The sequence below is a fragment of the Spiroplasma endosymbiont of Notiophilus biguttatus genome (assembly GCF_964030985.1).
In the GTDB taxonomy this organism is placed as follows: Bacteria; Bacillota_I; Bacilli_A; order Mycoplasmatales; family VBWQ01; genus Spiroplasma_E; species Spiroplasma_E ixodetis_A.
Genome location: NZ_OZ034993.1, coordinates 1,365,701 through 1,383,962 on the forward strand (window position 1 = coordinate 1,365,701; position 18,262 = coordinate 1,383,962).

Here is an 18,262-nt window from a genome sequence, read left to right on the forward strand (position 1 = left end):
ACTTACTGCATAACGTTTTTAAGTTTTAATGATAAATTATAAAATCCTGCAATTAAATTAAATCTTAAAAATATTCGTTTTCTGGCTTTTCTAAATTTATAACCAATAATCTTAAAACTTAAAAACGTTATGCAGTAAGTCTGTTCTAATAAAATATTTAAAATTTCGTTAAAAACGAGTTTATTAATACCCACTATTTTACGAAAATATTGATCAGATTTATCTTTTAATTCAAAATATGTCATAAAGTTTATCCTTAACTATTCAAATTTTATTTTAATAATAACAAAAAAATAAAAAGTTAACTAGTTATGCAGTAAGTCTAAATGATAAAAATCAAGAATGTTTTAAATATAACATTAAATGAGAACAAGATATGAAAAGTTTTAAAATAAATAATCCTTATAATGATAATGATTTAGCAATTAATTATATTGTTACACCAATAAAAGATATAAATACTCATAATGAAAAAATATTTTATTTAAAGTATTAAAGGAAATTAATATGTTATTAAATGTTGAAAAAATAGAATTAATTAAAAATTTATGTAATGAAAAATTACTTAAAAATAAAAAATATATTGAAATACAAGAAATATTAAAAATTATAGAAAGAGAGAATTAATTATGTTGAATTTAAAAGAAGATAAAAAAATACGGAATTTTATACAAGATTCTTGGTTTGGAAATTTATTTATTATGTCTAAAATATTCATTTTCAATCACCTTTAATTAGATTTTATTTTACTAATATCTAATTATAGTTTTCAGAAATAATAATGTATATAAGTTATTGCCAATAAACGTAAAATTCCGAAATTTTATTCATTTTATAATATCCACGATATTCATCAGTAAAAAGAATAGAATTGTTAATATCAACATTTTCTTTAACTATTTTCATTAAATCTTCAGATTTAATACTTTTATTTTTTGCATGAAATAATTTAACATTATGAAATGGCAACCCTTTTTAGGACTATTTTTTGGTAGACATTTTTTCTTGATATTTAATGGGAGTTAAGTAGTTTAAAGTGCTGTGGATTCTTATATTGTTATATCAATTGATATAATCAAATAATTCTAATTTTAACTGTATTAATGATGTAAATTTTTTGTCATTAATAAATTCAGTCTTGAAAGTTTTAAAAGTTGCTTCAGCAACAGCATTGTCATAAGGACAACCTTTTTTACTTAAAGAGCGGGTAATATTGAATGCTAATAAAAGTTTGTTAATAATTTTATTATTAAATTCGTTACCTCGATCGCTATGAAATATTTGCATATCTTTTAAACAGCGATTTGATTGCATAAATGCTTGATATACCAATGATGCATCTTTTTTAGTACCTACACTATGTCCAACAATTTCGCGGTTAAATAGGTCTATTAATAAGCAAATATAGTTTCATTTACCATTAACTTCAACATAACTAAGATCACTGACAATCACCTCATTTTTAATTCTATTATTAAAGTTTCTATTAACAATATTAGTGATTTGTTCATTATTTACTTTATTACGATGATTTTTAAATGATAATTTAGTGTATTTTGACATTAAATTATGTTTATCCATAATTTTTTTAATTTTTCTTCTTGATAAATAAATTTCTTGTTTTTCTAGTATGACTTTTAATCTTCTTGTTCCATAAACACATTTGTTTTCTTTAAAAGCACTAATAACAGCTTGATCATAAATATTATTTTTGATTTTATCTTCTTTTTTCTTTAAATTAAAATAATATGTTGATTTAGAAATTTTTAAAAAACGACACATTGGGCGAATCTTATATTTTCATTTATTATTTGCAATAATCTCTACTTTCTGCCTATTATTAGTGCTGCTTGCTTTAAAATATCATTTTCCATTCGTAATTGTTTTAATTCTTTATTCATTTGAATTAATTGTTTTTCTAAATCAGAAAGATTATCTTTAGTTTTAAAACTTCCCGAATTAGTAAATTGCTTAATTCATTTATATGCAACTGCTCTTGTAACATTGTACTCTTTAACAAGACAAGATACTGATTTGCCACTTTGATATAAAGCTACTATTTGTTTTTTAAATTCATCTGTATATGAAGTAATATTGGCCATAATTATATTTCCTTTCTTTTAACAAATATTGTTATTTGTCTACATAATTAGTGTCCAATAAATTGTAGCCGATCCATTACCATTTCGTTCAATAATGCCAACAACACACTCTTTACTAGTTCCTCTATCACGTAATGAGTTATTTTTATTATCAACATCATTATATTTACGCGGTTTTCCACCCACATATGTTTCATCCATCTCTAATATTTTTGCTAATAATTTAATCTCATCATTAGCCATTGCCTTTCTAATTTTATGCATCATTTTTCATACAGTTGCTAAACGTAAATTTAAGTCTCTTGAAGCTTGAGATGATGATAAACTTTTTTTAGCATTAGCCATTAATACTATTAAAATAAATCACTTTTGAAGTGGTACACGTGTATGATGAAAAATAGTTTGAGCAGTTACACTAAAAGACTTATGACATTTTTTGCATTTATAACGCGACTCTTTTAAAACAGAGTTAACTTTTTCACTAAAACAAAAAAGACATTTTGGTTTGTTATTTCATCTTATTTCTTCTAAAAATTTTATACAAGATTCTTGGTTTGGAAATTTATTTATTATGTCTAAAATATTCATTTTCAATCACCTTTAATTAGATTTTATTTCGGAATTTTACGTTTATTGGCAATAACTTATATACATTAGACTTACTGCATAACGTTTTTAAGTTTTAATGATAAATTATAAAATCCTGCAATTAAATTAAATCTTAAAAATATTCGTTTTCTGGCTTTTCTAAATTTATAACCAATAATCTTAAAACATTTTAAAAATGCAAAAACATGTTCAATTTTTCTACGAGTTTTATTAATAATCTTATTAAAGATTTTGGTTTTATTTGTTTTAGGATTATTTTTGCTAATTTTAATGGGTAAAAATGTATTAGCATGAATTTTTTGTAAACCTTGATAACCTTTATCTGCAAGAATTATAGTTTCTGGTAAAAACTTTAACTTTGAATTCTTAAAAGTTTTAAAATCATGATTTTTACCAATATCAGAAAAAATATTTAAAATTTCATTAGTATTTGCATTAATTACGGTTTGAAACTTAACAGTATGCATTCATTTTTTACCAGAAAATCAATCTTTTTGGTTATATTTTGGTCGTTCTGTTTCTACCTCTGTTACATCAATTATCAAAATTTTATTTTTTAATTCTTCTTTTTAAAAAAATATTTTTATTTGTTAAATTATTAAACTTATTATTCTTTATTAAAATATCTTCAATTGAACGAATATTTCGTAAAGCAGTAGTATCAACCATACCATACTCAGCACCAATACTATGATATGTACGATTTTCATATAAATATCTTAAACTCATTACTAGTCGATCTTCTATTGACATTTTATATGGCCTTCCACCAATAGTAGTTTTGAGTTTTTGATGTTCTAATAAAATATTTAAAATTTCGTTAAAAACGAGTTTATTAATACCCACTATTTTACGAAAATATTGATCAGATTTATCTTTTAATTCAAAATATGTCATAAAGTTTATCCTTAACTATTCAAATTTTATTTTAATAATAACAAAAAAATAAAAAGTTAACTAGTTATGCAGTAAGTCTACTGAATTACAAGAAGTATTTACTGATGAAAGGGCAAGATTAATTAATGCTAGTGTTAGTGATTATCAAAGTACAGATGACAGTATGGTTGATGTTGATTTAAATGATGATAGTATGTCGGAGATTAATTTAGATAGAGTAAGTTTAAACTGGGATTATTCTTATGCTTATACACTAGGTGGTGTTTAATAATGGAAAATAAAGAAATTAAAAAAAAGTGGTATGACACTTCTAAATTTCATGTTTTTTGTTTTATTGTTGGTTTCTTTTCTATGGTTTGAACTGTTGCTGAAATACATAATATTATAAATGGTAATTTTGACTTTTTTATCGGTTTAGATTTAGGGATTAATATTTTACTTTTTGTTTTAGTAATTGTTTATGAATTATTTAGTTTAATTAATTTTTTAAAAAAAAGAAAAAAAGGAAGTGTTAAATAATGGACATGAAAGAAATTATAAAATATGCGTTATATATTGGTGGTTTTTGTTTAATTCTTTGGTTTTGTAGAAATTGAATACGTGAAGGTATACAAAGATTTAAACATAAAAAACATATAAAAGATAATGATAGTGAACCGGATTGTACTTTTTGTCGTAAAGATTTTGAAAAGAAGAAACGTAAATTAGAAATGGAAAAACAACAAAAAGAATTAGAGAAAGGGGGTGATTAATATGCCCGCTGGACTATCAGCATTATTAAATATGATTGGTGGTGTTGGACAACAATTATTAAATGCTTTTACTTATATTTTTGGTTGAGTATTTACTACTGGTGATGGTGGAACACTTACAAATTGACCAGTGTTAATTTCAATTGTATTTATGGTTCTTGTATTTATTAAGCAGTTTGTTGGTCATATTATCCATGGAACTCATTAGTAATTAGAAAGGAGTAAGTAAATGGTAAAGTTATTTTTTAGTTTGGTTTTTGTTTTACCTTTATTGGGTAGACTTTTACCAGTTGTTAATACTTTGGTACAAACTATTTATATGCAGTATTTAAGTTCTTTTGCTGGATTACATACTGTGACACTTTTTATTAAGTCGTTTTTTTATGATAGTTTATATACTTTACCTTTGCCTATTCTTGCTTTAATAAATGTTAGTTTTGTATTTTATTTAATTTTAGGATTATTTAGATTTACAAGACATTAGGATGTGAAATTATGTTTATACCTTTTATTACAACAGTTATGCATTTATTTGCTTCAATTTTTATGAAGTTTTTTAGTTTTCCACTTGGTGATTTAGGTTTTAATTTGGGTACGTTAATGATATTTTTGATTTTGCTTAGATTTGCATTTAGGGTTATTTTACCCGAATTAATGTTACCAACGTTAGATTTAGGACAGAATGTTAAAACTATGGGTCGTGCTTCTGTTAAATTTTATAAAGGTTCATCATGAGTTGGTAAACAAATTGCTAAGGGACATAAACAAACACAAGATGTTAGTGGAATAAATGTAGGTAATTAATTATGTCTAATTTTGTTCTTAGTATATTGCATTTTATTTTTATATTTTCTAGTAAAGATATTCAAATATTTTTAAATCAACCAAATATTACTAATGAAGTTTATATTTTGTTTAATTTGACTTTTTGGTTGGTATTAGGTGTATTTTTTAATTTTATTTATCGTAGTATTAAATTTGTTTTTAGGTCATTGTTTGGGTAGGTGTTAAGTATGAGTGTTTTAGAAATTTATAATAAAATACATCAATGTATAGTTGATTATTGAACTATGTTTATAGGTAATCCAGTTGATGATTTTACTACTATTTTATGAAATTTAGTAGTTTATGGAACACAGTTTTTTATTGGATTTGTTTTATTTTATGGTTCATGGTGAATTTTAAAATGTTTATTTGGTAAATAATTATGTGATTTAAGTTTGCTAAATTATTTTTTGTTGTAAATACTTCTGTTCAAGCACCGACTAGTTTAATTGCTTCAAATGACCCTAATGTTGTTAATTATGATATTACAAAAGAAATGGTTAAACATGTTAAATACCATAATTTTGATGATTGAGCAACAATTCCATGAAATTCTGCTTATTTTGATGTTGACCAACCGGATTTAAAATTAGTTAGTGGTGAATTTATAGGTAATAATGAAGGTTTATATACGTGTTATTATTATAGTGATACAGTTGGTGTTCCATCACAAATGATAGATATGGGAACTGGCGTTTATACTTTTAATAGAAAACAATTAGATGAATTTTCACGTATTATGTTTAATCATAATTATGTTGCAGAAAAGAATACTAATAATTTAAATTTTGTTAATACTGGTAAAAGTATTATAAATTTTCAAACACAGTTAAATTTTGAAATTGATAAACCTTTAAGTTTTTATATTCAAGGTTTTATGTTTTATTTTGAATATGAATATTTTAAAACTTTTACTGCTAATTTTGTTTTTAGTTTTTTAGATAATGTTGGTGATACAAAATATGTTTTTAAAGGTAAAGTTGATAATGATATTTATCAACAAGATTTATATAATTTTGTTACTATGCCTATTCGTGTTCCAAATTTAAGACATTTAACAGTGTTTTTTGATGTTCATGGTGAATCAACTAGTCCAACTTTTTCACCACAATTAAATTTTGGTCAAATTAATATTTTTTCAAGTGAGAAAGTAACACCAGTACCACCAAATAGCCCTTTTAACCCTGAGTATGAACGTGTTAGTTGATATGATGTTTTTGGTCATTTGCGTAATGCTTTTAGGTGAGTACTTTATGGTGTTGTTGGTAAAGTTTTACCAGTTGAACCATTAAGAGAATTTTTTACTAAACTTGATGGATTATTAAGGCGTATTTTTGATGATACTATTAGTTCTGTTTTAAATGTTGATTTTACTAGTGGTTTAGAACAAGTTTTAACATTATGAGTATTTTTAAAAGCAGTTGGATTTTTAGTTGGTTAGGAGTTGAAATAATGCCTTGATATGGTTATTTACTTTTAGGAGTTTTATTATTAATAATAGTTTATCCATTTTTAATAACTAGAAAAAATATAAAGATATTACAACGTGTAGGTAGTTATATTATTTCAGCACCACCACGTACTGGTAAATCTGCTCTTGCTTGTTGTTTAGCACAAAAACATAAGGGTAGGGTAGTAAGTCCTATTCCTATTAAAGTGCGTAATGAGTATAGTTATCGTTGTTCTTATGATGATGTTTTTAAATTTAATCAATTAAATAGTAATTATGCTTTTAAAGAGAATGATATGCTTGTTTTTGATGAATTAGGTTTAAAAATTAATAGTAATGATTTATCACCCGAATTTAAAGAAACACAAGAAAGTTTAGGAATGTTTTGTAAATTGATAGGTCATAATTTTAATGGAATTATGTATATGATTGAACAACACCCCGATAGAATACCAAAACAAGCACGTGAAAAAGTAGAATATATTGTTCAAGTTAAAAGAATGCGTATTTTATTATTTTTAGTTAAATTTAAATTGAATATTTATACTAATGTTGATGACTATAATAAAGTTGTCTTATCTAAAAGACAAACTAAGAAAATAATTAAACGTGGTGGATTGCCACCTAGTTATAGTGGCGAAACTATGACATTTAGTTTATGATTTCCTAGGTCTTATTTACAAAGATATAATAGTCGTGCTTTAAATTATATTCATTCGTTAAAGAGTGAATTTGGATCGGCTACAATTTATTGGACACTAATTATGTAGACAAATAACAATATTTGTTAAAAGAAAGGAAATATAATTATGGCCAATATTACTTCATATACAGATGAATTTAAAAAACAAATAGTAGCTTTATATCAAAGTGGCAAATCAGTATCTTGTCTTGTTAAAGAGTACAATGTTACAAGAGCAGTTGCATATAAATGAATTAAGCAATTTACTAATTCGGGAAGTTTTAAAACTAAAGATAATCTTTCTGATTTAGAAAAACAATTAATTCAAATGAATAAAGAATTAAAACAATTACGAATGGAAAATGATATTTTAAAGCAAGCAGCACTAATAATAGGCAGAAAGTAGAGATTATTGCAAATAATAAATGAAAATATAAGATTCGCCCAATGTGTCGTTTTTTAAAAATTTCTAAATCAACATATTATTTTAATTTAAAGAAAAAAGAAGATAAAATCAAAAATAATATTTATGATCAAGCTGTTATTAGTGCTTTTAAAGAAAACAAATGTGTTTATGGAACAAGAAGATTAAAAGTCATACTAGAAAAACAAGAAATTTATTTATCAAGAAGAAAAATTAAAAAAATTATGGATAAACATAATTTAATGTCAAAATACACTAAATTATCATTTAAAAATCATCGTAATAAAGTAAATAATGAACAAATCACTAATATTGTTAATAGAAACTTTAATAATAGAATTAAAAATGAGGTGATTGTCAGTGATCTTAGTTATGTTGAAGTTAATGGTAAATGAAACTATATTTGCTTATTAATAGACCTATTTAACCGCGAAATTGTTGGACATAGTGTAGGTACTAAAAAAGATGCATCATTGGTATATCAAGCATTTATGCAATCAAATCGCTGTTTAAAAGATATGCAAATATTTCATAGCGATCGAGGTAACGAATTTAATAATAAAATTATTAACAAACTTTTATTAGCATTCAATATTACCCGCTCTTTAAGTAAAAAAGGTTGTCCTTATGACAATGCTGTTGCTGAAGCAACTTTTAAAACTTTCAAGACTGAATTTATTAATGACAAAAAATTTACATCATTAATACAGTTAAAATTAGAATTATTTGATTATATCAATTGATATAACAATATAAGAATCCACAGCACTTTAAACTACTTAACTCCCATTAAATATCAAGAAAAAATGTCTACCAAAAAATAGTCCTAAAAAGGGTTGCCATTTCAGATTAAGACAAGAAACAGAAAGAGAAAGACGAGACCAAGAAAGACGAGAAAGAGAAGCAAGAGATAGAGCTGAAAGAGAAAGACAAAATAATAATAGAGGACGAGGACCTAGAATGTAAATTGAGGTTTTTAATAATCTGTATTTTTATTTTATACAAAAGTAGTTTAGATTAATTTTATCTTCAAATTTTATTATAAAATGAGCAATTTCTATATTTCAATTTGAATAGGTATTGTTCATTTTTTATTATATTTTTATTTAATAATTAAAAATATAACAAAATCTATATTATGGTCGTTGCCAACCAGAACCTTGGTTGGTTGGCCGCGGGGTTTAGCCCCGCTGGGGTGAGTTGCGAAGCAACGAGAGGGGCAAAGCCCCTATTACTTAGTTAAGTATCATTTTTCACCGCAAGTGTAAAGTTTGATACTTTTTTATTATTTTATGATAAGATATATAAAGATTTATATTTATTTATAAATCATTCAATTTTATTAAAAGTTCCTAGCAGGATTGATTTTAAGTGAATATTTCATATAATTTTTATGTTAAAAAAATTTTTTATGCTTGTTATGTTAAAAATGTTGTTTTACCTATTGATATTTTAAAAAATGAAAGAAATAAATTAGGTATAAAGAATATTGGTAATGTTATTAAGTTAAGAAATAATAATGTTCGTACTAAATGTAAATTAGTTCAAAAAGCATTACATAATTTTTATAATGCAAGAATTTTAAGTTTTTTAACTTTAACTTATCATAAAAATGAAACTGATATTAGAAAAGCAAAACATGATTTACAATTATTTTTTAAACGTTTAAAGCGTTGATGAAATGACCATAAACGTTCTAAACATTTAGGTGAATTAAGATATTTTTATGTTTATGAATATCAAAAGCGTGGTGCAGTTCATTTTCACATATTATTTAATCGTAAAATACCATATAGCATGATAACTACATGATGACCACATGCTGGTAATAATAAAGGTATTGATTTGAAAGTTGTTCATAAAGGTACAAATGAATTTGTAGTTAAATATTTAAGTAAATATGTAACAAAAGTACAAGAAAATATTAAATCATTAAATCAAAAAGATGTTGGTGTTCAAGCATATTCTTTTAGTAGAAATTGTAGAAATCCGCTTGTAGTTCGTGGTACTAAAACTTTAAGTTTACAACAATTAGTACAAGCATGTGAAAAAGCAAAAGAATTTTATTTATTTAAAACTAAACCAAATGAACAAGGTATTACTAATTTAATTGGTGGAAGTTATGATTATGTTGCTAATAGTGATTATTTTAAGGATTTTAATTATTATGTTAGTTTAGAAAGTTTACGATTTAGGTATTACTTAAAAAATAAATTTAATAGAAATGATGTTTTAGATTTTCTTTATAAAGTTTTTGAAAAAAATAAAATTGAAAAAATATTTTTACAAAAAAGAATTTTACATTAGTTATATTTTGATATTTTTTTGTAATATTTTTGCTTTTTGTGGTACATTTGTTATACTTTAATTGTGGTAAAGATATTTGCTGTTCTGCTAGGTAGTGAATGTCTTTACTTTTTTGTTGTATATTTATTGATATTTTGTTTAATTATGATATTATTTAGTCATAAGTAAATATGTTTTAGATTAGTTTTTAAATTATATTTAACTTATTTGAATTGGTTTACAGTTCCCTAGCAGGAATAGTTAAATATTAATATTAAGAACTTTTTATTTATTAAATTAATTTTATAGTTATGTATTTTTAATTTAATTATTTATAATTGTTTGCCAATTCAATTTATATTTTATATAGAAAGAAGTTGGCAATTTTTATGTTTAAAGTTCAATTGGTTAATATTGATAAAAATAGAATGATACCGGATAAAAATAATCATGGTCAAAATTTGAAATTTGATGTTTTAACTTTTTTAGAGATTAATAAACAAACTAATATACCTACCGGTAAAGTACGGGATAAATGATATAACCCGTTAGTAGTTAATGATTTTACACAATATTTACATAAACTTAGTTTTAAAGTTGGTAATTATTATGATTTAAAATTAGATTTATCCGGTACTATTATGATATTACTGAATGAAAATAATGTATCAACAAATAATTGAATAAGGGGCTTATATATGGATTATATATTTTTCATTAAGCCCCAATGGATTAGATTATAATTCATATACAAGCTCCTTATTAGTATATAAAGTAAGGAGCTTTATTTATGCCTTTGGAATTAGAGCAAACTAGTAATTATACTTTAACTAAAATTTTAAGAACTGGATTAAGTCCATTAAGTGCAATGGTTGGCGTTAGTGCTTATTATGGTCAATATTTAAAAGACCCAGTATTAGGTTCTATTAATTCTTTGTTATTTAGTAAAAAGTTAGGAATTGATATATGGAATATTAATCAAAGACCAACTACTAGAAATAAAGTTATTAATAGTTATAAAAAAATATTTTTAGGAATTGGGACAATTGGTTTAATTAACTATGCTAAGTTTGTTCAGTATGTAGATAAGTCTGTGACTTTATTAAAAGATGAACCTTGTTTTTGACCGCCATGCCCTACTGAACCCCCAAGACCAACTTATCCACCCTTTACAACTGTTAAACCAATAATTGATGTACCTTTTGTAGATTGAGATACTTATATATCTTTAAATAGTTTTGGTATAGCAAATGTTATTAGTGGTTTAACTGAATTAATACCTAATAGATTTGAAACTATACGTAAAATAGCGAATATGGGTACTGGTGGTTGTTTGATTAGTAGTGGTGTAGCAATGGGTATAAATAATGATTTTAATAATTATTTTGCTATTCCTACTATTATTGCCGGAGCATGTGAGATTATAAATACTTTACTGTTGCCATTAGGAAATACACATAATAATACTGAATTACAAGAAGTATTTACTGATGAAAGGGCAAGATTAATTAATGCTAGTGTTAGTGATTATCAAAGTACAGATGACAGTATGGTTGATGTTGATTTAAATGATGATAGTATGTCGGAGATTAATTTAGATAGAGTAAGTTTAAACTGGGATTATTCTTATGCTTATACACTAGGTGGTGTTTAATAATGGAAAATAAAGAAATTAAAAAAAAGTGGTATGACACTTCTAAATTTCATGTTTTTTGTTTTATTGTTGGTTTCTTTTCTATGGTTTGAACTGTTGCTGAAATACATAATTGAAATGGCAACCCTTTTTAGGACTATTTTTTGGTAGACATTTTTTCTTGATATTTAATGGGAGTTAAGTAGTTTAAAGTGCTGTGGATTCTTATATTGTTATATCAATTGATATAATCAAATAATTCTAATTTTAACTGTATTAATGATGTAAATTTTTTGTCATTAATAAATTCAGTCTTGAAAGTTTTAAAAGTTGCTTCAGCAACAGCATTGTCATAAGGACAACCTTTTTTACTTAAAGAGCGGGTAATATTGAATGCTAATAAAAGTTTGTTAATAATTTTATTATTAAATTCGTTACCTCGATCGCTATGAAATATTTGCATATCTTTTAAACAGCGATTTGATTGCATAAATGCTTGATATACCAATGATGCATCTTTTTTAGTACCTACACTATGTCCAACAATTTCGCGGTTAAATAGGTCTATTAATAAGCAAATATAGTTTCATTTACCATTAACTTCAACATAACTAAGATCACTGACAATCACCTCATTTTTAATTCTATTATTAAAGTTTCTATTAACAATATTAGTGATTTGTTCATTATTTACTTTATTACGATGATTTTTAAATGATAATTTAGTGTATTTTGACATTAAATTATGTTTATCCATAATTTTTTTAATTTTTCTTCTTGATAAATAAATTTCTTGTTTTTCTAGTATGACTTTTAATCTTCTTGTTCCATAAACACATTTGTTTTCTTTAAAAGCACTAATAACAGCTTGATCATAAATATTATTTTTGATTTTATCTTCTTTTTTCTTTAAATTAAAATAATATGTTGATTTAGAAATTTTTAAAAAACGACACATTGGGCGAATCTTATATTTTCATTTATTATTTGCAATAATCTCTACTTTCTGCCTATTATTAGTGCTGCTTGCTTTAAAATATCATTTTCCATTCGTAATTGTTTTAATTCTTTATTCATTTGAATTAATTGTTTTTCTAAATCAGAAAGATTATCTTTAGTTTTAAAACTTCCCGAATTAGTAAATTGCTTAATTCATTTATATGCAACTGCTCTTGTAACATTGTACTCTTTAACAAGACAAGATACTGATTTGCCACTTTGATATAAAGCTACTATTTGTTTTTTAAATTCATCTGTATATGAAGTAATATTGGCCATAATTATATTTCCTTTCTTTTAACAAATATTGTTATTTGTCTACATAATTAGTGTCCAATAAATTGTAGCCGATCCATTACCATTTCGTTCAATAATGCCAACAACACACTCTTTACTAGTTCCTCTATCACGTAATGAGTTATTTTTATTATCAACATCATTATATTTACGCGGTTTTCCACCCACATATGTTTCATCCATCTCTAATATTTTTGCTAATAATTTAATCTCATCATTAGCCATTGCCTTTCTAATTTTATGCATCATTTTTCATACAGTTGCTAAACGTAAATTTAAGTCTCTTGAAGCTTGAGATGATGATAAACTTTTTTTAGCATTAGCCATTAATACTATTAAAATAAATCACTTTTGAAGTGGTACACGTGTATGATGAAAAATAGTTTGAGCAGTTACACTAAAAGACTTATGACATTTTTTGCATTTATAACGCGACTCTTTTAAAACAGAGTTAACTTTTTCACTAAAACAAAAAAGACATTTTGGTTTGTTATTTCATCTTATTTCTTCTAAAAATTTTATACAAGATTCTTGGTTTGGAAATTTATTTATTATGTCTAAAATATTCATTTTCAATCACCTTTAATTAGATTTTATTTCGGAATTTTACGTTTATTGGCAATAACTTATATACATTAGACTTACTGCATAACGTTTTTAAGTTTTAATGATAAATTATAAAATCCTGCAATTAAATTAAATCTTAAAAATATTCGTTTTCTGGCTTTTCTAAATTTATAACCAATAATCTTAAAACATTTTAAAAATGCAAAAACATGTTCAATTTTTCTACGAGTTTTATTAATAATCTTATTAAAGATTTTGGTTTTATTTGTTTTAGGATTATTTTTGCTAATTTTAATGGGTAAAAATGTATTAGCATGAATTTTTTGTAAACCTTGATAACCTTTATCTGCAAGAATTATAGTTTCTGGTAAAAACTTTAACTTTGAATTCTTAAAAGTTTTAAAATCATGATTTTTACCAATATCAGAAAAAATATTTAAAATTTCATTAGTATTTGCATTAATTACGGTTTGAAACTTAACAGTATGCATTCATTTTTTACCAGAAAATCAATCTTTTTGGTTATATTTTGGTCGTTCTGTTTCTACCTCTGTTACATCAATTATCAAAATTTTATTTTTTAATTCTTCTTTTTAAAAAAATATTTTTATTTGTTAAATTATTAAACTTATTATTCTTTATTAAAATATCTTCAATTGAACGAATATTTCGTAAAGCAGTAGTATCAACCATACCATACTCAGCACCAATACTATGATATGTACGATTTTCATATAAATATCTTAAACTCATTACTAGTCGATCTTCTATTGACATTTTATATGGCCTTCCACCAATAGTAGTTTTGAGTTTTTGATGTTCTAATAAAATATTTAAAATTTCGTTAAAAACGAGTTTATTAATACCCACTATTTTACGAAAATATTGATCAGATTTATCTTTTAATTCAAAATATGTCATAAAGTTTATCCTTAACTATTCAAATTTTATTTTAATAATAACAAAAAAATAAAAAGTTAACTAGTTATGCAGTAAGTCTACTGAATTACAAGAAGTATTTACTGATGAAAGGGCAAGATTAATTAATGCTAGTGTTAGTGATTATCAAAGTACAGATGACAGTATGGTTGATGTTGATTTAAATGATGATAGTATGTCGGAGATTAATTTAGATAGAGTAAGTTTAAACTGGGATTATTCTTATGCTTATACACTAGGTGGTGTTTAATAATGGAAAATAAAGAAATTAAAAAAAAGTGGTATGACACTTCTAAATTTCATGTTTTTTGTTTTATTGTTGGTTTCTTTTCTATGGTTTGAACTGTTGCTGAAATACATAATATTATAAATGGTAATTTTGACTTTTTTATCGGTTTAGATTTAGGGATTAATATTTTACTTTTTGTTTTAGTAATTGTTTATGAATTATTTAGTTTAATTAATTTTTTAAAAAAAAGAAAAAAAGGAAGTGTTAAATAATGGACATGAAAGAAATTATAAAATATGCGTTATATATTGGTGGTTTTTGTTTAATTCTTTGGTTTTGTAGAAATTGAATACGTGAAGGTATACAAAGATTTAAACATAAAAAACATATAAAAGATAATGATAGTGAACCGGATTGTACTTTTTGTCGTAAAGATTTTGAAAAGAAGAAACGTAAATTAGAAATGGAAAAACAACAAAAAGAATTAGAGAAAGGGGGTGATTAATATGCCCGCTGGACTATCAGCATTATTAAATATGATTGGTGGTGTTGGACAACAATTATTAAATGCTTTTACTTATATTTTTGGTTGAGTATTTACTACTGGTGATGGTGGAACACTTACAAATTGACCAGTGTTAATTTCAATTGTATTTATGGTTCTTGTATTTATTAAGCAGTTTGTTGGTCATATTATCCATGGAACTCATTAGTAATTAGAAAGGAGTAAGTAAATGGTAAAGTTATTTTTTAGTTTGGTTTTTGTTTTACCTTTATTGGGTAGACTTTTACCAGTTGTTAATACTTTGGTACAAACTATTTATATGCAGTATTTAAGTTCTTTTGCTGGATTACATACTGTGACACTTTTTATTAAGTCGTTTTTTTATGATAGTTTATATACTTTACCTTTGCCTATTCTTGCTTTAATAAATGTTAGTTTTGTATTTTATTTAATTTTAGGATTATTTAGATTTACAAGACATTAGGATGTGAAATTATGTTTATACCTTTTATTACAACAGTTATGCATTTATTTGCTTCAATTTTTATGAAGTTTTTTAGTTTTCCACTTGGTGATTTAGGTTTTAATTTGGGTACGTTAATGATATTTTTGATTTTGCTTAGATTTGCATTTAGGGTTATTTTACCCGAATTAATGTTACCAACGTTAGATTTAGGACAGAATGTTAAAACTATGGGTCGTGCTTCTGTTAAATTTTATAAAGGTTCATCATGAGTTGGTAAACAAATTGCTAAGGGACATAAACAAACACAAGATGTTAGTGGAATAAATGTAGGTAATTAATTATGTCTAATTTTGTTCTTAGTATATTGCATTTTATTTTTATATTTTCTAGTAAAGATATTCAAATATTTTTAAATCAACCAAATATTACTAATGAAGTTTATATTTTGTTTAATTTGACTTTTTGGTTGGTATTAGGTGTATTTTTTAATTTTATTTATCGTAGTATTAAATTTGTTTTTAGGTCATTGTTTGGGTAGGTGTTAAGTATGAGTGTTTTAGAAATTTATAATAAAATACATCAATGTATAGTTGATTATTGAACTATGTTTATAGGTAATCCAGTTGATGATTTTACTACTATTTTATGAAATTTAGTAGTTTATGGAACACAGTTTTTTATTGGATTTGTTTTATTTTATGGTTCATGGTGAATTTTAAAATGTTTATTTGGTAAATAATTATGTGATTTAAGTTTGCTAAATTATTTTTTGTTGTAAATACTTCTGTTCAAGCACCGACTAGTTTAATTGCTTCAAATGACCCTAATGTTGTTAATTATGATATTACAAAAGAAATGGTTAAACATGTTAAATACCATAATTTTGATGATTGAGCAACAATTCCATGAAATTCTGCTTATTTTGATGTTGACCAACCGGATTTAAAATTAGTTAGTGGTGAATTTATAGGTAATAATGAAGGTTTATATACGTGTTATTATTATAGTGATACAGTTGGTGTTCCATCACAAATGATAGATATGGGAACTGGCGTTTATACTTTTAATAGAAAACAATTAGATGAATTTTCACGTATTATGTTTAATCATAATTATGTTGCAGAAAAGAATACTAATAATTTAAATTTTGTTAATACTGGTAAAAGTATTATAAATTTTCAAACACAGTTAAATTTTGAAATTGATAAACCTTTAAGTTTTTATATTCAAGGTTTTATGTTTTATTTTGAATATGAATATTTTAAAACTTTTACTGCTAATTTTGTTTTTAGTTTTTTAGATAATGTTGGTGATACAAAATATGTTTTTAAAGGTAAAGTTGATAATGATATTTATCAACAAGATTTATATAATTTTGTTACTATGCCTATTCGTGTTCCAAATTTAAGACATTTAACAGTGTTTTTTGATGTTCATGGTGAATCAACTAGTCCAACTTTTTCACCACAATTAAATTTTGGTCAAATTAATATTTTTTCAAGTGAGAAAGTAACACCAGTACCACCAAATAGCCCTTTTAACCCTGAGTATGAACGTGTTAGTTGATATGATGTTTTTGGTCATTTGCGTAATGCTTTTAGGTGAGTACTTTATGGTGTTGTTGGTAAAGTTTTACCAGTTGAACCATTAAGAGAATTTTTTACTAAACTTGATGGATTATTAAGGCGTATTTTTGATGATACTATTAGTTCTGTTTTAAATGTTGATTTTACTAGTGGTTTAGAACAAGTTTTAACATTATGAGTATTTTTAAAAGCAGTTGGATTTTTAGTTGGTTAGGAGTTGAAATAATGCCTTGATATGGTTATTTACTTTTAGGAGTTTTATTATTAATAATAGTTTATCCATTTTTAATAACTAGAAAAAATATAAAGATATTACAACGTGTAGGTAGTTATATTATTTCAGCACCACCACGTACTGGTAAATCTGCTCTTGCTTGTTGTTTAGCACAAAAACATAAGGGTAGGGTAGTAAGTCCTATTCCTATTAAAGTGCGTAATGAGTATAGTTATCGTTGTTCTTATGATGATGTTTTTAAATTTAATCAATTAAATAGTAATTATGCTTTTAAAGAGAATGATATGCTTGTTTTTGATGAATTAGGTTTAAAAATTAATAGTAATGATTTATCACCCGAATTTAAAGAAACACAAGAAAGTTTAGGAATGTTTTGTAAATTGATAGGTCATAATTTTAATGGAATTATGTATATGATTGAACAACACCCCGATAGAATACCAAAACAAGCACGTGAAAAAGTAGAATATATTGTTCAAGTTAAAAGAATGCGTATTTTATTATTTTTAGTTAAATTTAAATTGAATATTTATACTAATGTTGATGACTATAATAAAGTTGTCTTATCTAAAAGACAAACTAAGAAAATAATTAAACGTGGTGGATTGCCACCTAGTTATAGTGGCGAAACTATGACATTTAGTTTATGATTTCCTAGGTCTTATTTACAAAGATATAATAGTCGTGCTTTAAATTATATTCATTCGTTAAAGAGTGAATTTGGATCGGCTACAATTTATTGGACACTAATTATGTAGACAAATAACAATATTTGTTAA

At 24.4% G+C, this 18,262-nt stretch carries 29 protein-coding genes; 19 read left to right on the plus strand and 10 right to left on the minus strand.

The window, feature by feature from the left end; translation table 4 throughout:
• Window positions 1–2 precede the first annotated feature (2 nt).
• From AAHM85_RS08285 to AAHM85_RS08310, 6 genes are all read right to left on the minus strand, one after another.
• Window positions 3–245, minus strand: a complete 243-nt coding sequence (locus tag AAHM85_RS08285) for a hypothetical protein (RefSeq protein ID WP_342261668.1) — start codon at window positions 243–245, stop codon at window positions 3–5.
• A gap of 547 nt (window positions 246–792) precedes the next feature.
• Entirely contained in the window at window positions 793–969 is a 177-nt protein-coding gene (locus tag AAHM85_RS08290; protein ID WP_342261669.1) for a hypothetical protein, read from the minus strand.
• Between the two features lie 12 nt (window positions 970–981).
• Window positions 982–2,102, minus strand: a protein-coding gene (locus AAHM85_RS08295) for an IS3 family transposase (protein ID WP_425289706.1) whose coding sequence is annotated in 2 segments (ribosomal slippage) — window positions 982–1,859 and window positions 1,859–2,102 — 1,122 coding nt in all. Because the reading frame shifts where the segments join, the coding sequence is not laid out codon by codon here.
• 39 nt (window positions 2,103–2,141) lie between these two features.
• The gene (locus AAHM85_RS08300; protein WP_342261670.1) at window positions 2,142–2,690 is read right to left on the minus strand and encodes an IS1595 family transposase; all 549 of its coding nucleotides are present in this window, start codon (window positions 2,688–2,690) and stop codon (window positions 2,142–2,144) included.
• A gap of 71 nt (window positions 2,691–2,761) precedes the next feature.
• A complete protein-coding gene (locus AAHM85_RS08305) occupies window positions 2,762–3,256 on the minus strand; it encodes a transposase family protein (protein WP_342260487.1) in 495 nt (164 codons plus the stop codon).
• Window positions 3,257–3,260: 4 nt separating this feature from the next.
• Complete coding sequence (locus AAHM85_RS08310; RefSeq protein ID WP_342260488.1) at window positions 3,261–3,608, minus strand: transposase family protein; 348 nt, start codon at window positions 3,606–3,608, stop codon at window positions 3,261–3,263.
• A 270-nt stretch (window positions 3,609–3,878) separates the two neighbouring features.
• Between AAHM85_RS08310 and AAHM85_RS08315 the strand changes: the two genes are divergently transcribed.
• From AAHM85_RS08315 to AAHM85_RS08370, 12 genes are all read left to right on the plus strand, one after another.
• The gene (locus tag AAHM85_RS08315) at window positions 3,879–4,127 is read left to right on the plus strand and encodes a hypothetical protein (protein ID WP_342260496.1); all 249 of its coding nucleotides are present in this window, start codon (window positions 3,879–3,881) and stop codon (window positions 4,125–4,127) included.
• The gene (locus AAHM85_RS08320) at window positions 4,127–4,360 is read left to right on the plus strand and encodes a hypothetical protein (protein ID WP_342260495.1); all 234 of its coding nucleotides are present in this window, start codon (window positions 4,127–4,129) and stop codon (window positions 4,358–4,360) included. Before AAHM85_RS08315 ends, AAHM85_RS08320 begins: the two co-directional genes overlap by 1 nt.
• Window position 4,361: 1 nt before the next feature.
• Window positions 4,362–4,568, plus strand: a complete 207-nt coding sequence (locus tag AAHM85_RS08325) for a hypothetical protein (protein WP_174480363.1) — start codon at window positions 4,362–4,364, stop codon at window positions 4,566–4,568.
• A 287-nt stretch (window positions 4,569–4,855) separates the two neighbouring features.
• Entirely contained in the window at window positions 4,856–5,164 is a 309-nt protein-coding gene (locus AAHM85_RS08330; protein WP_342260494.1) for a hypothetical protein, read from the plus strand.
• 209 nt (window positions 5,165–5,373) lie between these two features.
• A complete protein-coding gene (locus AAHM85_RS08335) occupies window positions 5,374–5,565 on the plus strand; it encodes a hypothetical protein (protein WP_174479934.1) in 192 nt (63 codons plus the stop codon).
• 2 nt (window positions 5,566–5,567) lie between these two features.
• Window positions 5,568–6,626, plus strand: coding sequence for a hypothetical protein (locus tag AAHM85_RS08340; protein WP_342260493.1), 1,059 nt, complete (start codon window positions 5,568–5,570; stop codon window positions 6,624–6,626).
• Between the two features lie 11 nt (window positions 6,627–6,637).
• The gene (locus AAHM85_RS08345; RefSeq protein ID WP_342260492.1) at window positions 6,638–7,405 is read left to right on the plus strand and encodes a hypothetical protein; all 768 of its coding nucleotides are present in this window, start codon (window positions 6,638–6,640) and stop codon (window positions 7,403–7,405) included.
• 39 nt (window positions 7,406–7,444) lie between these two features.
• Window positions 7,445–8,565, plus strand: a protein-coding gene (locus tag AAHM85_RS08350; RefSeq protein WP_425289706.1) for an IS3 family transposase whose coding sequence is annotated in 2 segments (ribosomal slippage) — window positions 7,445–7,688 and window positions 7,688–8,565 — 1,122 coding nt in all. Because the reading frame shifts where the segments join, the coding sequence is not laid out codon by codon here.
• Window positions 8,566–9,112: 547 nt separating this feature from the next.
• Window positions 9,113–10,048 (plus strand): rolling circle replication-associated protein, encoded by a 936-nt coding sequence (locus AAHM85_RS08355; RefSeq protein ID WP_342261671.1) that lies wholly within the window; start codon window positions 9,113–9,115, stop codon window positions 10,046–10,048.
• A 368-nt stretch (window positions 10,049–10,416) separates the two neighbouring features.
• A complete protein-coding gene (locus AAHM85_RS08360) occupies window positions 10,417–10,770 on the plus strand; it encodes a hypothetical protein (protein ID WP_342261672.1) in 354 nt (117 codons plus the stop codon).
• A 47-nt stretch (window positions 10,771–10,817) separates the two neighbouring features.
• The gene (locus AAHM85_RS08365) at window positions 10,818–11,681 is read left to right on the plus strand and encodes a hypothetical protein (RefSeq protein WP_342260841.1); all 864 of its coding nucleotides are present in this window, start codon (window positions 10,818–10,820) and stop codon (window positions 11,679–11,681) included.
• Between the two features lie 2 nt (window positions 11,682–11,683).
• Window positions 11,684–11,815 (plus strand): hypothetical protein, encoded by a 132-nt coding sequence (locus AAHM85_RS08370; protein WP_342261673.1) that lies wholly within the window; start codon window positions 11,684–11,686, stop codon window positions 11,813–11,815.
• 2 nt (window positions 11,816–11,817) lie between these two features.
• On the opposite strand, the gene AAHM85_RS08375 is transcribed toward AAHM85_RS08370, so the two are convergent.
• The 4 genes from AAHM85_RS08375 to AAHM85_RS08390 form a co-directional block, all read right to left on the minus strand.
• Window positions 11,818–12,938 (minus strand): IS3 family transposase gene (locus tag AAHM85_RS08375; RefSeq protein WP_425289706.1). Its coding sequence is split into 2 segments (ribosomal slippage): window positions 11,818–12,695 and window positions 12,695–12,938, totalling 1,122 coding nucleotides; the frame shifts between segments, so codons are not numbered across the junction.
• Between the two features lie 39 nt (window positions 12,939–12,977).
• Window positions 12,978–13,526, minus strand: a complete 549-nt coding sequence (locus tag AAHM85_RS08380; RefSeq protein ID WP_342261670.1) for an IS1595 family transposase — start codon at window positions 13,524–13,526, stop codon at window positions 12,978–12,980.
• A gap of 71 nt (window positions 13,527–13,597) precedes the next feature.
• Window positions 13,598–14,092 (minus strand): transposase family protein, encoded by a 495-nt coding sequence (locus tag AAHM85_RS08385; protein ID WP_342260487.1) that lies wholly within the window; start codon window positions 14,090–14,092, stop codon window positions 13,598–13,600.
• Window positions 14,093–14,096: 4 nt separating this feature from the next.
• Window positions 14,097–14,444: a transposase family protein gene (locus AAHM85_RS08390; RefSeq protein ID WP_342260488.1), complete on the minus strand. Its 348-nt coding sequence runs from the start codon at window positions 14,442–14,444 to the stop codon at window positions 14,097–14,099.
• Between the two features lie 270 nt (window positions 14,445–14,714).
• Here AAHM85_RS08390 and AAHM85_RS08395 point away from each other — a divergent pair, with 270 nt between their 5' ends.
• The 7 genes from AAHM85_RS08395 to AAHM85_RS08425 all read left to right on the plus strand — a co-directional run bounded on the left by AAHM85_RS08395 (window position 14,715) and on the right by AAHM85_RS08425 (window position 18,241).
• Complete coding sequence (locus AAHM85_RS08395; RefSeq protein WP_342260496.1) at window positions 14,715–14,963, plus strand: hypothetical protein; 249 nt, start codon at window positions 14,715–14,717, stop codon at window positions 14,961–14,963.
• Window positions 14,963–15,196, plus strand: coding sequence for a hypothetical protein (locus AAHM85_RS08400; RefSeq protein ID WP_342260495.1), 234 nt, complete (start codon window positions 14,963–14,965; stop codon window positions 15,194–15,196). Before AAHM85_RS08395 ends, AAHM85_RS08400 begins: the two co-directional genes overlap by 1 nt.
• A gap of 1 nt (window position 15,197) precedes the next feature.
• Complete coding sequence (locus AAHM85_RS08405) at window positions 15,198–15,404, plus strand: hypothetical protein (protein WP_174480363.1); 207 nt, start codon at window positions 15,198–15,200, stop codon at window positions 15,402–15,404.
• Window positions 15,405–15,691: 287 nt separating this feature from the next.
• The gene (locus tag AAHM85_RS08410; RefSeq protein ID WP_342260494.1) at window positions 15,692–16,000 is read left to right on the plus strand and encodes a hypothetical protein; all 309 of its coding nucleotides are present in this window, start codon (window positions 15,692–15,694) and stop codon (window positions 15,998–16,000) included.
• 209 nt (window positions 16,001–16,209) lie between these two features.
• Window positions 16,210–16,401 carry a hypothetical protein gene (locus tag AAHM85_RS08415; protein WP_174479934.1) on the plus strand — a complete coding sequence of 64 codons (192 nt, stop codon included), beginning with the start codon at window positions 16,210–16,212 and terminating at the stop codon, window positions 16,399–16,401.
• 2 nt (window positions 16,402–16,403) lie between these two features.
• Window positions 16,404–17,462 (plus strand): hypothetical protein, encoded by a 1,059-nt coding sequence (locus tag AAHM85_RS08420; protein ID WP_342260493.1) that lies wholly within the window; start codon window positions 16,404–16,406, stop codon window positions 17,460–17,462.
• A gap of 11 nt (window positions 17,463–17,473) precedes the next feature.
• The gene (locus AAHM85_RS08425) at window positions 17,474–18,241 is read left to right on the plus strand and encodes a hypothetical protein (RefSeq protein WP_342260492.1); all 768 of its coding nucleotides are present in this window, start codon (window positions 17,474–17,476) and stop codon (window positions 18,239–18,241) included.
• Window positions 18,242–18,262: the final 21 nt, after the last annotated feature.